General features: G+C 68.1%; 14 protein-coding genes. 6 read left to right on the top strand and 8 right to left on the bottom strand.

From position 1 onward, the window contains the following. Positions 1–61: 61 nt before the first annotated feature. From ACWGO0_RS28500 to pknB, 4 genes are all read left to right on the top strand, one after another. Entirely contained in the window at positions 62–1,570 is a 1,509-nt protein-coding gene (locus tag ACWGO0_RS28500; RefSeq protein ID WP_453541077.1) for a Stp1/IreP family PP2C-type Ser/Thr phosphatase, read from the top strand. Positions 1,571–1,591: 21 nt separating this feature from the next. Beyond that, entirely contained in the window at positions 1,592–2,992 is a 1,401-nt protein-coding gene (locus ACWGO0_RS28495; RefSeq protein WP_453541074.1) for an FtsW/RodA/SpoVE family cell cycle protein, read from the top strand. Further along, on the top strand, positions 2,989–4,443 hold the full coding sequence (locus tag ACWGO0_RS28490) for a peptidoglycan D,D-transpeptidase FtsI family protein (protein ID WP_453541071.1): 1,455 nt from the start codon (positions 2,989–2,991) through the stop codon (positions 4,441–4,443). Before ACWGO0_RS28495 ends, ACWGO0_RS28490 begins: the two co-directional genes overlap by 4 nt. 165 nt (positions 4,444–4,608) lie before the next feature. Next, positions 4,609–6,597, top strand: coding sequence for a Stk1 family PASTA domain-containing Ser/Thr kinase (pknB, locus tag ACWGO0_RS28485; RefSeq protein WP_453541068.1), 1,989 nt, complete (start codon positions 4,609–4,611; stop codon positions 6,595–6,597). 111 nt (positions 6,598–6,708) lie between these two features. Here the strand turns inward: pknB and ACWGO0_RS28480 are convergent, their stop codons facing one another. Genes ACWGO0_RS28480 through ACWGO0_RS28455 form a run of 6 tightly spaced genes read right to left on the bottom strand, consistent with a single transcriptional unit; the run spans position 6,709 to position 11,101 of the window. After that, complete coding sequence (locus ACWGO0_RS28480; RefSeq protein ID WP_453541209.1) at positions 6,709–7,443, bottom strand: class E sortase; 735 nt, start codon at positions 7,441–7,443, stop codon at positions 6,709–6,711. A gap of 26 nt (positions 7,444–7,469) precedes the next feature. After that, positions 7,470–8,744: a class E sortase gene (locus ACWGO0_RS28475; protein ID WP_453541066.1), complete on the bottom strand. Its 1,275-nt coding sequence runs from the start codon at positions 8,742–8,744 to the stop codon at positions 7,470–7,472. Then, complete coding sequence (locus ACWGO0_RS28470; protein WP_328911226.1) at positions 8,741–9,379, bottom strand: aminodeoxychorismate/anthranilate synthase component II; 639 nt, start codon at positions 9,377–9,379, stop codon at positions 8,741–8,743. The genes ACWGO0_RS28475 and ACWGO0_RS28470 overlap by 4 nt, the downstream gene beginning before the upstream one ends. Continuing rightward, positions 9,376–9,564: a hypothetical protein gene (locus ACWGO0_RS28465; protein ID WP_383789562.1), complete on the bottom strand. Its 189-nt coding sequence runs from the start codon at positions 9,562–9,564 to the stop codon at positions 9,376–9,378. The genes ACWGO0_RS28470 and ACWGO0_RS28465 overlap by 4 nt, the downstream gene beginning before the upstream one ends. 56 nt (positions 9,565–9,620) lie before the next feature. Continuing rightward, positions 9,621–10,313 carry a class E sortase gene (locus tag ACWGO0_RS28460; RefSeq protein WP_453541061.1) on the bottom strand — a complete coding sequence of 231 codons (693 nt, stop codon included), beginning with the start codon at positions 10,311–10,313 and terminating at the stop codon, positions 9,621–9,623. A 20-nt stretch (positions 10,314–10,333) separates the two neighbouring features. Continuing rightward, positions 10,334–11,101, bottom strand: coding sequence for a DUF881 domain-containing protein (locus tag ACWGO0_RS28455; protein WP_453541058.1), 768 nt, complete (start codon positions 11,099–11,101; stop codon positions 10,334–10,336). Between the two features lie 141 nt (positions 11,102–11,242). Between ACWGO0_RS28455 and crgA the strand changes: the two genes are divergently transcribed. Then, a complete protein-coding gene (gene crgA / locus ACWGO0_RS28450) occupies positions 11,243–11,497 on the top strand; it encodes a cell division protein CrgA (protein ID WP_453541055.1) in 255 nt (84 codons plus the stop codon). A gap of 282 nt (positions 11,498–11,779) precedes the next feature. Here the strand turns inward: crgA and ACWGO0_RS28445 are convergent, their stop codons facing one another. Together ACWGO0_RS28445 and ACWGO0_RS28440 are read right to left on the bottom strand one after the other, a co-directional pair. Further along, on the bottom strand, positions 11,780–12,673 hold the full coding sequence (locus ACWGO0_RS28445; RefSeq protein WP_453541052.1) for a rhomboid family intramembrane serine protease: 894 nt from the start codon (positions 12,671–12,673) through the stop codon (positions 11,780–11,782). Positions 12,674–12,811: 138 nt separating this feature from the next. After that, complete coding sequence (locus ACWGO0_RS28440) at positions 12,812–13,339, bottom strand: peptidylprolyl isomerase (RefSeq protein WP_453541049.1); 528 nt, start codon at positions 13,337–13,339, stop codon at positions 12,812–12,814. Positions 13,340–13,608: 269 nt separating this feature from the next. On the opposite strand from ACWGO0_RS28440, the gene ACWGO0_RS28435 reads away from it, so the two are divergent. Next, positions 13,609–14,328, top strand: a complete 720-nt coding sequence (locus ACWGO0_RS28435) for a DUF5324 family protein (RefSeq protein ID WP_453541046.1) — start codon at positions 13,609–13,611, stop codon at positions 14,326–14,328. Positions 14,329–14,372 lie beyond the last annotated feature (44 nt).

Below are 14,372 nucleotides of genomic sequence, written 5' to 3'. Positions count from 1 at the left end.
CCGGAGGGTGGGCAGTGTGGCTCGAGACCGGCTGTACCCCGAACCGACGGGCGAGGTGCGCATGAGCTTGTCCCTGCGCTTCGCCGCCGGATCGCACAAGGGCATGATCCGGGAAGGGAACGAGGACTCCGGCTACGCCGGCCCCCGCCTTCTCGCCATCGCCGACGGCATGGGCGGCCAGGCGGCCGGTGAGGTCGCCAGTTCCGAGGTGATCTCCACGCTGGTCCAGCTCGACGACGACGTGCCCGGCTCCGACATCCTGACCTCGCTCGGCACGGCGGTTCAGCGGGCCAACGACCAGCTGCGGCTGATGGTCGAGGAGGACCCCCAGCTGGAGGGCATGGGCACCACGCTCACGGCCCTGCTCTGGACCGGTCAGCGCCTCGGCCTCGTCCACGTCGGCGACTCCCGCGCCTACCTGCTGCGGGACGGGGTGCTCACCCAGATCACGCAGGACCACACCTGGGTGCAGCGTCTCGTCGACGAGGGCCGGATCACCGAGGAAGAGGCCACGACCCACCCGCAGCGGTCCCTGCTGATGCGGGCGCTGGGCAGCGGCGACCACGTCGAACCCGACCTCTCCATCCGGGAGGTCCGTGCCGGCGACCGCTATCTGATCTGTTCAGACGGGCTTTCCGGCGTCGTCTCGCACCAGACGATGGAAGAGACGCTGGCCAGCTACCAGGGCCCCCAGGAGACCATCCAGGAGCTCATCCAGCTGGCTCTGCGCGGCGGCGGCCCCGACAACATCACCTGCATCGTGGCCGACGTCCTGGACGTCGACAGCAACGACACCCTGGCCGGGCAGCTCAACGACACCCCGGTCATCGTCGGAGCCGTCGCCGAGAACCAGGCCGCCCAGCACAACGACGGCGGGGCCATGCAGACCCCGGCCGGACGCGCGGCCGGACTCGGCCGTCCCGTCCCGCCGCCCTCCGGCGGCTTCGGCCCGCCCGGCAGCGGCGACGACAACGGCTACGGGGGAGCGCCGGACGGTGCCTTCGGCTCGTACACCGACGACGACTTCGTCAAACCGCGCGGCGGCCGTAAGTGGCTGAAGCGGTCCCTGTACCTCGTCCTCGCACTCGCCGTCATCGGCGGCGGTCTGTACGGCGGCTACCGCTGGACCCAGACGCAGTACTACGTGGGCGCGAAGGGCGAGAACGTCGCGCTGTACCGCGGCATCAGCCAGGACCTCGCCTGGGTGTCGCTGTCGAAGGTCGAGAAGAACCACCCCGAGATCGAGCTCAAGTACCTCCCGCCCTACCAGCGCAAGCAGGTCGAGGCGACCATCGCCGAGGGCAGCCTCACCGACGCCCGCAAGAAGGTCGGCGAGCTCGCCGCCCAGGCGTCCGCCTGCAAGAAGGACGCCCAGCGCCGCGCAGCCGAGGCCGAGGCCGACGCACGCACCGGCGAGGGCCAGGCAGGGGGCACCGCCGGTGCTCCCGCAGACAAGACTTCCGCCACGTCCTCCGCGACGGGGACCAAGCCGACCGCAGCGACTCCCACTCCCGGCCCCAGCCTCTCGGAGGAAGAGAAAAAGCTGGTCCCGCAGTGCGGTAAGCAGTAAGCCGTAGGGGGCCTCAGCACTATGAGCGTTGTCACCAACACGACCACCATCGGCGCGATCGACGCACCGAGCCGCCGTAACACCGAGCTGGCGCTTGTCGTTTTCGCCGTCTTCATCTCGGTGTTCGCCTACGCCAACGTGGGCCTCGCGCTCAACGGCGAGCTGCCCTCCGGCATGCTCGGATACGGAATCGGGCTCGCCCTGCTGGGTGGCGTGGCACACCTTGTGGTCCGCAAGTTCGCCCCGTACTCGGACCCGCTGCTGCTGCCGCTGGCCACGTTGCTGAACGGTCTGGGCCTGGCACTGATCTGGCGCCTGGACCAGTCCGTACGCTTCCAGGCCGAGAGCACTTTCGTCCCTGCCGCTTCCAAGCAGCTGCTGTTCTCCGCAGTCGGCGTGGGGCTGTTGGTGATCGTTCTGGTGGCACTCAAGGACCACCGGCTCCTCCAGCGCTACACGTACATCTCCATGGTCGTGGCGCTGTTCCTGCTGATCCTGCCGATGTTCTTCCCGGCCGTGAACGGCGCCAAGATCTGGATCAAGATCCCCGGCGTCGGCACCATCCAGCCGGGGGAGTTCGCCAAGATCATCATTACGGTCTTCTTCGCCGGATACCTGATGGTGAAGCGCGACGCCCTCGCTCTGGCCAGCCGCCGCTTCATGGGGCTCTACCTTCCGCGAGGCCGTGACCTCGGACCGATCCTGATGGTCTGGGCGTTCTCGATCCTGATCCTGGTCTTCGAGACCGACCTCGGTTCCTCCCTGCTGTTCTTCGGCATGTTCGTCGTCATGCTGTACGTCGCGACCGAGCGCACCAGCTGGATCGTCTTCGGCCTCGTGATGTCAGGGGTCGGCGCCGTCGGTGTCGCTTCGTTCGAACCCCACGTCCAGGGTCGCGTCGAGGCATGGCTCGATCCGTTCGCGGGCTGGGGCGAGCTGGCAGCGAGCGAGCAGATGGCCAAGTCCCTGATGGCGTTCGGCTCGGGCGGCACCCTCGGTACGGGCCTCGGCCAAGGCAACTCCGACCTGATCGGCTTCGCAGCCAACTCCGACTTCATCCTCGCCACCGTCGGCGAGGAGCTCGGGCTGGCCGGCATGATGGCCGTCCTCCTCGTCTACGGCCTGATCGTGGAGCGAGGCGTCCGCACGGCCCTCGCCGCCCGCGACCCGTTCGGCAAACTCCTCGCCGTCGGTCTCTCCGGCTCCTTCGCCATCCAGGTCTTCGTCGTCGCCGGCGGCGTGATGGGCCTCATCCCGCTGACCGGTATGACCATGCCGTTCCTCGCGGCAGGTGGTTCGTCCGTGATCGCCAACTGGGCGCTGATCGGCATCCTGATCCGTATCAGCGACACCGCACGCCGTCCCGCACCCGCGCCCGCGCCCTCCACCGATGCCGAAATGACCCAGGTGGTCCGGCCGTGAACAAGCCTCTGCGCCGGATCGCGATCTTCTGCGGAGTCCTCGTCCTGGCCCTTCTGGTCCGGGACAACTGGCTCCAGTACGTCCGCGCGGACGAGCTGAACAGCCACAAGCACAACCGCCGCGTCCAGATCGAGCGGTACGCGCACGAGCGCGGCGACATCATCGTGGACGGCAATCCGGTCACCGGCTCCGTGGAGACGACCGGCGGCGACTTCAAGTACAAGAGGGTCTGGAAGAACGGCCCCATGTGGGCGCCCGTCACCGGTTACTCCTCCCAGGCCTTCGACTCCTCCCAGCTGGAGAACCTGGAGGACGGCATCCTCACGGGCAACGACGACCAGCTGTTCTTCGACCGGACCCTGTCGATGTTCACCGGCGAGAAGAAGACCGGCGGCAACATCGTCACCACACTGAACGGCGCTGCCCAGAAGGCCGCGTTCAAGGGCCTGGGCAACAAGAAGGGCGCCGTCGCGGCGATCGACCCGCGGACCGGCGCCATTCTGGCCCTGGCCAGCACCCCTTCGTACGATCCCTCGGTCTTCGCGGGCAACACCCTCAAGGACTCGGACGCCCGGCAGAAGCTCCTCCAGGACAAAGACAAGCCCATGCTCAACCGGGCCCTGCGGGAGACCTACCCGCCCGGATCGACGTTCAAGGTCGTCACCGCCGCCGCGGCGCTGGAGAACGGCCTCTACGACGACATCGACGCGAAGACCGACTCCCCGCTGCCCTGGACGCTGCCGCAGACGACCGTCCCGCTGAAGAACGAGGGCAACATCCCGTGTGAGAACGCGACCATCCGGGAAGCGCTCCGCTGGTCGTGCAACACCGTCTTCGGCAAGATGAGCGACGACCTCGGCAACGAGAAGATGATCGAGCAGACCGAGAAGTTCGGCTTCAACAAGGAGATCTTCACTCCGGTCCGCGCCGACGCGAGCATCTACCCCGAGGACAACCGGCCGCAGAACGCGATGGCGGGCATCGGCCAGGCATCCAACCGCACCACCCCGCTCCAGATGGCCATGGTCGCCTCCGCGATCGCCAACGACGGCAAGCTCATGCAGCCGTACATGGTCGCGCAGCGCCAGGCGCCCAACCTGGACGTCATCCACACCCATGAGAAGGAGCAGCTCGGCCGGCCGCTCTCGGGTGAGAACGCCCAGAAGGTCCAGCAGATGATGGAGACCGTCGTCGACAGCGGCACGGGAACCAACGCCCGGATCGACGGCGTCACTGTCGGAGGCAAGACCGGTACCGCCCAGCACGGTCTGAACAACAGCGAGAAGCCGTACGCCTGGTTCATCTCGTACGCCAAGACCGACACCGGCTCCCCGGTGGCCGTGGCCGTGGTGGTCGAGGACGGCAACGCCAACCGGGACGACATCTCCGGTGGCGGTCTGGCCGCCCCGATTGCCAGGAATGTGATGAAGGCAGTCATCGACGGCGCGTGATGGCCGTCACAGCGGCCGTCATACCAGCACATTGGGATACCGGTCGGATATCAGCTGACGGGGGCGGGCGGATCACATGGCGCGTGCCCGGTAGCGTATGCGCGAACAGCGCACCGCCGGACCACACACGGGTGCGGTCGGGACTGACGGAGAGGGCTGGAACGTATGGAAGAGCCGCGTCGCCTCGGCGGCCGGTACGAGCTGGGCTCGGTGCTCGGCCGTGGTGGCATGGCCGAGGTCTACCTCGCCCACGACACCCGGCTCGGCCGCACCGTCGCCGTGAAGACGCTCCGGGCCGATCTGGCCCGCGATCCGTCCTTCCAGGCCCGGTTCCGCCGTGAGGCCCAGTCCGCCGCCTCGCTCAACCACCCCGCGATCGTCGCCGTCTACGACACCGGCGAGGACTACGTCGACGGGGTCTCCATCCCGTACATCGTGATGGAGTACGTCGACGGGTCGACGCTCAGGGAGCTGCTGCACTCCGGTCGCAGACTGCTGCCCGAGCGCACCCTCGAGATGACGGTGGGCATCCTCCAGGCGCTGGAGTACTCGCACCGCGCCCAGATCGTGCACCGCGACATCAAGCCGGCGAACGTCATGCTGACGCGTACCGGTCAGGTCAAGGTCATGGACTTCGGCATCGCCCGTGCCATGGGCGACTCCGGTATGACGATGACCCAGACCGCCGCCGTCATCGGCACCGCCCAGTACCTCTCCCCGGAGCAGGCGAAGGGCGAGCAGGTCGACGCACGCTCCGACCTGTACTCCACCGGCTGCCTGCTCTACGAGCTGCTCGCGGTCCGGCCGCCGTTCGTCGGGGACTCTCCCGTCGCGGTTGCCTACCAGCACGTGCGGGAAGAGCCTCAGCCGCCGAGCAACTTCGACCCCGAGATCACGCCCGAGATGGACGCGATCGTGTTGAAGGCGCTCACCAAGGACCCCGACTACCGCTACCAGTCCGCCGACGAGATGCGGGCCGACATCGAGGCATGCCTCGACGGTCAGCCGGTCGCGGCCACGGCGGCGATGGGTGCGGCGGGCTACGGCGGTTACGGCGGCTACAACCAGGACCAGCCCACGACCGCCCTGCGCCAGGCCGACGCGAACGGTGCGCAGACGTCGATGCTGCCGCCGGTCAACCCGGACGACGGCGGCTACGGGTACGACGACCGCCCGGACCGGCGGCGCCAGAAGAAGAGCAACACCTCGACGATCCTCCTGATCGTCGCGGGCATTCTGGTGCTGATCGGCGCCATCCTGATCGGCAGGTCCGTCTTCGGTTCCAACGGCGGCGGCAGCGGCCAGGTCGACGCGCCGAACCTGGTCGGTTCGACCGTGGCGGAAGCGCAGGGACTCGCGGACAACGCCGGCGTCAAGGTCAAGGTCGGCGGCAAGGAACCCTGCGAGGCCCAGGCGAAGGGCAAGATCTGCAGCCAGTCGCCGGAGCAGGACGTCAAGATGGATGAGAACGCGACCGTCACGGTCGTCGTCTCCACCGGAGCGCCGAAGGTGGAGGTCCCGGACGTCACCGACGAGACCGAGTCCGACGCCCGTAAGACCCTGGAGGACCAGGGGTTCACGGTGAACGTGAAGTCGGTCGAGTCCGAGAAGACCCCGGACACGGTCGTCGAGCAGAGCCCCGAGGGCGGCTCGAAGGCCGAGAAGGAGTCCGAGGTCACGATCACGGTGGCCAAGCAGGCCTTGTTCAACCTGCCTGACGTCCGCACCCGTACCTTTGAGGCGGCAGTGGCCCAGCTCAACGGCCTCGGCTTCGTCAACGTCTCGCGGGCCGACGTCGACTCGAACGAGCCGGTGGGCACCGTCCTGGAGCAGACCCCGACCGGGCCGAGCAAGCAGGCCAAGGACGTCCAGGTGGTCCTGAAGGTCTCCAAGGGCCCGCCGACGCCGGAGCAGGTCACCATTCCGGCCGACATCCTGGGCAAGAAGTACCAGGACGTGAAGGGCCAGCTGGAGGCTCTCAACCTGGTCGTCACGCTCGCCCCCGGCTCCGTGGACAAGCCGAACGCCACCGTGGCCAACAGCAGCCCGGGACCCGGCACCCCGGTGGCGAAGGGCAGCACGGTCACCCTGTTCACCGTCGACGGTGGCGGCGACGGAGACGGCCTCTTCGGCGGCCTGGGCAGCCGGGACTGACCGCGTAGCCCCGCACGACCCGCACAAGCCGAAGGGCCCCGTTCACCGAAAGGTGGGCGGGGCCCTTTTGCGTGACTACGTCAGCAGGACCACGTCAGGGGGCCGGCCGGTTCAGCGCAGTTCCACCGGCCTGGTGCGGTCCCCGTCGACCTTCTCCGTACGCACCAGCTCGCCCCAGACGATGTAGCGGTACTTCGACGTGTAGACCGGAGTGCAGGTCGTGAGGGTGATGTAGCGGCCGGGCTTCTTCACCCCGGATTCCTTCGGCACCGGCTGGATCACGCCGACGTCGTACTTCGAGGTCTCCGGGAGCTTCTCGTAGACCTTGTAGACGTACCAGGTGTCCTTGGTCTCGAAGACGACCGCGTCGCCCGTCTTCACCTTGTCGATGTTGTGGAATTTGGCGCCGTGTCCGTCCCGGTGCGCCGCGAGCGTGAAGTTGCCCTGCTTGTCCCAGGGCATCGCCGACTTCACCGGCTCCGTGTAGTAGCCGGCGATGCCGTCGTTGAGGGCCTTGGTCTCGGTGCCCTTCTTGACCAGCACCTCGCCGTTCTTCATGGCGGGGACATGCAGGAAGCCGATGCCGTCCTTGGTGTCCAGCGCTCCGGGGCCACGTCCCTCGGCCCAGTGGTCGCGGACCGTGTTGCCCTGCTTGTCGGCCGCGCGGTCGGCGAGGACGTTCGTCCACCACAGCGAGTAGACGACGAAGAGGCCCAGCACCAGACCAGCGGTGATCAGCAGCTCGCCGAAGACACTGACGGCGGCGGCGACGGGGTGGCGGTCTCCACGGCGTGCCGGGGGCGCGAACTCGCCGTCCCGCGCCTCGTGCTCGGTCCTCGCTGCCACCGCACCCGCCCCTGTCGTCATGATGTTCAGCCCACGAGCGCGTCGGGCTTCCCCTTGCTGCGCGGCCGTTCGTCGACCATCTTGCCCCAGACGATCAATCGGTACGTACTCGTGAATTCCGGCGTACAGGTCGTCAGGGTGAGATAGCGGCCCGGCGCCGTGAATCCCGAACCGGCAGGGACCGGGGCGATCACCGAGACGTTGGATGGCGACGTCTGGGGAAGGGTTCTGGTCATCTCGTACGTGTAGTACGTGTCCTGCGTCTCCACGACGATCGGGTCACCGGGCTGCAGCTTGTTGATGTAGCGGAACGGTTCGCCATGGGTGTTCCGGTGGCCCGCCACCGAGAAGTTGCCCTGCTTCGCCGACGGCATCGCGGTCTTCAGCTTGCCCTCGCCGTAGTGGCCGATCATCCCGCGGTCGAGGACCTTCTCCTTGTCGATGCCCTCGGCGATCGGCGCGACGACGTCCAGCTTCGGAATGTGCATGATGGCGAAGCCCTGGCCCGGCTCGAAGACACCGGGTTTGCGGTCCCCGTTCGCCCACTCGTCCTGGATCTTGTTCGTCTCGTTGCCTGCGATCAGGCCGGCGCGGACGTTGGTCCACCAGAGCTGGTACGTGACGAACAACAGCATCAGCACGCCGAGCGAGATGAACACCTCGCCCACGACCCGGCTGGCGACGACCGCGGGACTGTCCTTGGCCGCGCGGGCCGCCCTTCTCGCCTCCACGCGTGACATCGGGGCGGCGGGCCGGTCCGGTTCCGCTTCCGTCCCCGCCTCGGGCGTGGCTTCCGTACGACGTCTGCCTCGCCCCTTCGCCGCTCTGCGGCGCTCCGCCCGCCCTCCGGTACGAGGTTCGGGGGCCGCGGCCGACGGCTCTACAGCTGTTGCTGCTTCCTGCATCCGCCGCGTATCGGCCGTCCGCAGACCGACGGTCTCGTCGGCCCGCCTCTCGACGGGGACTTCGACGGGGACCTCGACAGGACCCTGGACGGGCTCCTGCTGCCGATACCAGTCCCGTTGGTAGCCCTCGGGGTCGTACCACTCCCTCGGGGTCTCCTGAGCCTCCTGGGGCGTCTGCTGAGCCTGTTGCGCCTGGGGCCCCGGCCCGCCCGCCGGGATGTTGCCCGCCCTGAACCAGGGCGAGGCGTGCTGACCGGGCTGCTGACCCGGCAAAGGGTCCGTCAGCGGGTCCGCGAGCTGATCGACCGCCGCCACGAACGTGCCGTCGGCCTCATACGCTCCCTGCGCGTACGGGCCTTCGTCTCCGGCACCTCGTTCGGGGCGGAGTCCGCTCACGCGGCGGCCTTGCCCACCACCGGCGCGAGCCCTTCGGACCTCGCCACGGCCCCCGTGTCGCCGCACTGCTCCAGCCAGTTGGCGAGCATCAGGTGACCGTATTCGGTGAGCACCGATTCGGGGTGGAACTGCACGCCCTCCACCGCCAGTTCACGGTGGCGCAGCCCCATGATGATCCCGTCCGCCGTGCGCGCCGTGACTTCGAGCTCGGGCGGAACCGTGTCCGGTTCGGCCGCGAGCGAGTGGTAGCGGGTGGCGGTGAAGGGCGACGGGAGACCGGCGAACACACCCTTGCCCTCGTGGTTCACGGGGGAGGTCTTGCCGTGCAGCAGCTCCGGGGCGCGGTCCACCACACCGCCGTACGCCACGGCCATCGACTGCATCCCGAGGCAGACGCCGAACACCGGCACGCCCGTGTCGGCGCAGTGGCGCACCATCTCGATGCAGACCCCGGCCTGTTCGGGAGCGCCGGGACCCGGCGACAGCAGGACTCCGTCGAAGCCGTCCTGGGCGTGTGCCGTGGTCACCTCGTCGTTGCGCAGCACCTCGCACTCGGCGCCGAGCTGGTAGAGGTACTGGACGAGATTGAAGACAAAGCTGTCGTAGTTGTCGACGACGAGAATGCGTGCGCTCACTGACCGGTCCCCGCTCCACTGGTGCCTTCGCCGTCCACCGTGACATCACCGAACGGAAGCAACGGCTCCGCCCAGGGGAAGACGTACTGGAAGAGCGCATAGACAACAGCCAGGACCAGCACGAGCGAGATGACTGCCCGCACCCACGCGTTGCCCGGCAGATGCCGCCAGATCCAGCCGTACATGCTGTCCCCTCCATTCGGTACAGCACCAGACTAAAGGCCCGGGGCTCAGGCGTGGGTCAGCTGTGGATAACGGCAGGTTTGCCGTCCGTCACAGGCTGGGTGGCATCCAGATGGGCCCAGGCGATGAGCCGGTGGCTGCTGCCCCACTCGGGTTCGCACGTGGTCAGCGTGAGGTAGCGGCCCGGGCCGTCGAATCCGGACTTGCGCGGCACGGGGTCGATGACCGCGGTGTCGCCCGGCACGGTCCGGTAGGGCTTCCTGCCGATGCGGTACGTGTACCAGGTCGCCCCGTCCGTCAGCACGACCGCGTCGCCGGGACGCAGCCGCGGGAAGTCCTTGAACGGGTCCCCGTACGTGCGCCGGTGGCCTGCCACGGCGAAGTTGCCCGTCGCCCCGAGCGGCGCCGTCCCCGCGTAGTGGCCGAGCCCCTTCTTCAGGGTCCCGACCTTCGTGTTCTCCAGGACGGGCCACTCCCAGCCCTTGCCGAAGCGGGGGATGTACATCATCGCGAACGGTTTGCCGTCCCGGTACGCCGACGCTGCGGGTACGGGGTCGAGGGGCGGCGCGGGCGCCGGTACGGAGACCGCGCCCTGCGCCCACTGGTTCTGGAGCGTGTCGATCTCGCCCTCGGTGGCGCCGGCCGCCTTCACTCCCGTCCAGAACAGCACGTACAGGACGAAGAGGATGATCAGGGCGCCGACGGTGATGCACAGCTCGCTGAAACTTCTGACGATCAGTCGCACCGACACCGGCCGGCCTCCCCCGGGGACTACTCCACAGGCTTCGCGTAGTGGAGATCCACTGTGCCCGAGTAGCCGGGAAGAGTCACTCCGTCGTCCTCGTCGACTTTCCAGCCAAGCCCGTACGCCTTCACGTACAGCTGGTAGTTCTGGATCGCCGTGGAGTCGTTGAGCGCCTGCTTGAGCCGGTCCGGGTCGCCGACCGCGGTGACCTTGTACGGCGGCGAGTAGACCCGGCCCTGGAGGATCAGGGTGTTGCCCACGCAGCGGACGGCGCTCGTGGAGATCAGCCGCTGGTCCATGACCTGGATGCCGCGGGCCCCGCCCTGCCAGAGCGCGTTGACGACGGCCTGCAGGTCCTGCTGGTGAATGACCAGGTCATTGGGTTGCGGCTCGGGGTACCCGGGGTTGGCCGTGGCGTTCGGAGGGGCGTCGTCGAGCGTGACACCGACGGCGTCGCCGGTGATCTTCGTGGTGCCCGCGGCCCGCTCCAGCGCCTTGAGCTTGGCGTCCTCCGCCTTGGTGCTGCCGTCGTCGCGCTGGGCCAGGGTGTCGATGTCCTCGCGGAGCTCGGCGGTCGACTCGTTCAGCTCGGCGTTGTTCTGGCTGCGCTGCTGGATGAGGTCGGAGAGCTTCAGCAATGAGGAGTCGGTACGGATGTCAGTACCCTTGGCCGTGTTGGCACTGGTGACGAAGATCAGTCCCGCCAGGGCGAAAACGGCAGCGGTGAGTCCCCGGACCGGCCATGGGGAGGCGTGCCGGACCGGGCCTTCGGGAGAGTCGGCAGAATTGCTCAACGTACCCTTATCTCCTTAGGCGCCACGGAAGCACTACGCTAACGGACGCCCGGGGGCGGCATCATTCCCCCTCGTGCCAAGCCCCGGCGTCAGCCACAGTTCTCTGCGCGGTCACGCAGCGCATCGACAGGAGAGTTCCTCGTGCCGAAGTCACGTATCCGCAAGAAGGCCGATTTCACGCCCCCTCCGGCGAAGGCGGCCACGAGCATAAAGCTGACCAACCGCAGTTGGGTGGCGCCGGTGATGCTGGCGCTCTTCCTGATCGGTCTGGCCTGGATCGTCGTCTTCTACGTGACCGAGGGCGATCTGCCCATCAAGGCACTGGGCAACTGGAACATCGTGGTCGGCTTCGGCTTCATCGCCGGCGGCTTCGGTGTGTCCACGCAGTGGAAGTAGCCGTACCCGGTTCAGCCCCGCTTCCACAAGCCCTGCCCTGAGTTACCCACAGAGTTATCCACAGGTGGGGGAAAAGGTCAGACGATCTGTGGATAACCTACGTCGAAGTTGACGCCGGTGTGACTACACCCTCCCTCATCGAGGGAGGGCTCGCCCCTTGTCCTGACTGGAGAAACCCAGCTCAGCGACAAGGGGCACACTTGTTCCCCACTCGATGCACAAGATTCGGCACGCTCTGTGGACAACTCGGAGCCCGAAGCCCCGAAGCCACGCGAAATCCGCTCAGGTGAGCGCTGCGGTCCGGGCAAGGACGATGCCGATGACCGCGACCAGGACCAGTGCGCAGGTCCCGTACTGCACCAGATTCCGGCGCTCTCGCGGCGCGTGCACCATGCCGATCGCGATCAGGATGCCCGCGATCAGACCACCGACATGGGCCTCCCAGGCGATACCGCCCCAGGTGAAGGTGAAAAGCAGGTTCAGCGCGAGGAGCGCGAGGACCGGCCGCATGTCGTAGTTCATCCGGCGCATCAGCACGACCGTGGCGCCCAGCAGACCGAAGATCGCGCCCGAGGCGCCGAGCGAGCCCTGCTGGGGCGAGGCGATCAAGTAGGTGAGGGCACTGCCCGCCAGCCCGGAGAGCAGATAGAGCGTGAGGTAGCGGGCACGTCCCAGGGCCGCTTCCAGCGGTCCGCCGAGCCACCACAGGCCCAGCATGTTGAACGCGATGTGCCACACCTCCTGGTGCAGGAACATCGAGGTCACCAGCCGGTACCACTGCCCCTCGGCGACCCCCTCCAGCCCGTCGGAGGAGTACGCCCGGCCGAACAGCAGCAGCTCGTCGAGCAGCCGGTCCCCGGTGGCCAGGACCGCGATGAAGACCGCGGCATTGATGCCGAGAAGGATCTTGGTGATCAGCCGGGGATCCGCGGCCACCGTGCCGCCCGCGAGCGTACGGGGCTGGTTCGCGGCCGGGTGGTGGCCGGTTCCGGAGCCCTCACGGACGCAGCTCGGACACTGGAAGCCGACGGACGCGTCGACCATGCACTCGGTGCAGATCGGCCGCTCGCAGCGGGTGCAGCGGATGCCCGACTCGCGGTCCGGGTGGCGATAACAGGTGGGAGGGCTGCCGGGGACCGCGGACGGATCCTGGCCTGCTGGCGGCTGCTGGTCCATCGGTCCTCGCCCCTCGGTCGGTCCTGGTCCTGACGGCGACGGACATGCCGACGCCCTGCTCGTCCGCTATGTAACAGTACGGACGAGCAGGGCGGTTGGTTCCCCGTGGGAACGGGACCGATCAGCCGTGGGCCGGATTCAGCGGGTCTCGATGACGACGGACTCGATCACCACGTCCTGGAGCGGGCGGTCGGTACGCGGGTTGGTGGGCGCGGCCGCGATGGCGTCCACGACCTTCTTGCCGGCCTCGTCGGCGACCTCACCGAAGATGGTGTGCTTGCCGGTCAGCCACGCGGTGGGCGACACGGTCAGGAAGAACTGCGAACCGTTGGTGCCCGGACCCGCGTTGGCCATGGCCAGCAGGTAGGGCTTGTTGAAGCCGAGGTCCGGGTGGAACTCGTCACCGAACTCGTAGCCCGGGCCACCCGTGCCGTTGCCCAGCGGGTCGCCGCCCTGGATCATGAAACCGCTGATGACCCGGTGGAAGACGGTGCCGTCGTACAGCTTGTCCGTGGACTTCTGCCCGGTCGCGGGGTGGGTCCACTCCCGCTCGCCGGTGGCGAGCTCGACGAAGTTCTTGACCGTTTTGGGCGCGTGGTTCGGCAGGAGCCGGATCTCGATGTCGCCTTGGCTGGTCTTCAAGGTGGCGTAAAGCTGCTCGGCCACAATCTGCCTTCCGTAAGTCCTCAACTACGTTCACCGATCCTCGCACGGAGGACCCCCCGCGACATCCGGCCGCCGCGAGCCTCGCACCGCTCGTCCTCGGGCCCGAACCATGGCATTGTCGTCGCCACGCTCCGCTTGCACCGCATTGTCCTGAGAAGCGGTTCATGACCCGGATGCCCGCCCCGCATGCCACGTGGGGCACTGACGGGCATGATTTCGAATTGGGTGGAAAGGCGGAGTACCTACCCGCCACCAAGGAGGAGGATCCCGTGACCCGCATCGACAGCGTGCGCGCCGCAACCGACTCGGCGAAGGAAAGCGCGCAGCACGCCGCGGAAGTGGTGGCGCCCTATGCCGACACGGCCAAGGAACAGGCAGCGCACTACGCACAGGAGGCCCGTGTGCGACTCGCGCCCAAGGTGTCCGCGGCGGCCCACCAGGCCCGTGTCCAGTACGTGGCATACCTCGCACCACATATCGAACAGGCACGTACGCATGTGCCGCCCAGGGTGGACGAGGCCGCGCACCGCGCCGCGGTCCGGACCCGCCGCGCCGCCCGGAGCGCCGCGGACTACACCGTGCCGCGTGTGGAGCACGCGGTCTCGGTCGCCCAGCCGATGGCCGAGGAGGCCACCGCCCGCAGTGCGGCGGCGCTGGCGGCACTGCGCGGACAGGTGACGGCCAAGGAGATCCGGAAGCTGGTCAGGAAGCACGAGCGGCGGGCCAAGGCCGGCCGGCTGGCCAAGGGTCTCGCCGTTCTGGGAATCGTGGCCGGTGGCACCTACGCCGCCTGGAGGTGGTGGGACAAGCAGGCCAACCCGGACTGGCTCGTCGAACCGCCGCCCCCCACCGAGGTGTCCGACGACCGCGCACCGCTGAGCTCGGTCGACGGCAGCGGGCGAACGGTGCTCGACGCGGAGGTCCAGGCCAAGCAGTCCGACGCCGAGGCCAACGGCGTGGACGGCACGGACCTCGACGACCGCCGCTGAACCAGCAAGAACGAGGGGCGCCGGAAGACCTCACGGTCTTCCGG

The sequence above is a fragment of the Streptomyces sp. NPDC055749 genome (genome assembly GCF_053617235.1).
This window is presented reverse-complemented; position numbering and strand designations above follow the sequence as displayed.

Bases quoted from the DNA above. Each gene is read 5' to 3' on its own strand.
- ACWGO0_RS28445 (WP_453541052.1), bottom strand. From the start codon at position 12,673: ATGGACCAGCAGCCGCCAGCAGGCCAGGATCCGTCCGCGGTCCCCGGC.
- ACWGO0_RS28465 (WP_383789562.1), bottom strand. From the start codon at position 9,564: ATGTACGGCTGGATCTGGCGGCATCTGCCGGGCAACGCGTGGGTGCGG.
- ACWGO0_RS28500 (WP_453541077.1), top strand. From the start codon at position 62: ATGAGCTTGTCCCTGCGCTTCGCCGCCGGATCGCACAAGGGCATGATC.
- ACWGO0_RS28495 (WP_453541074.1), top strand. From the start codon at position 1,592: ATGAGCGTTGTCACCAACACGACCACCATCGGCGCGATCGACGCACCG.
- pknB (WP_453541068.1), top strand. From the start codon at position 4,609: ATGGAAGAGCCGCGTCGCCTCGGCGGCCGGTACGAGCTGGGCTCGGTG.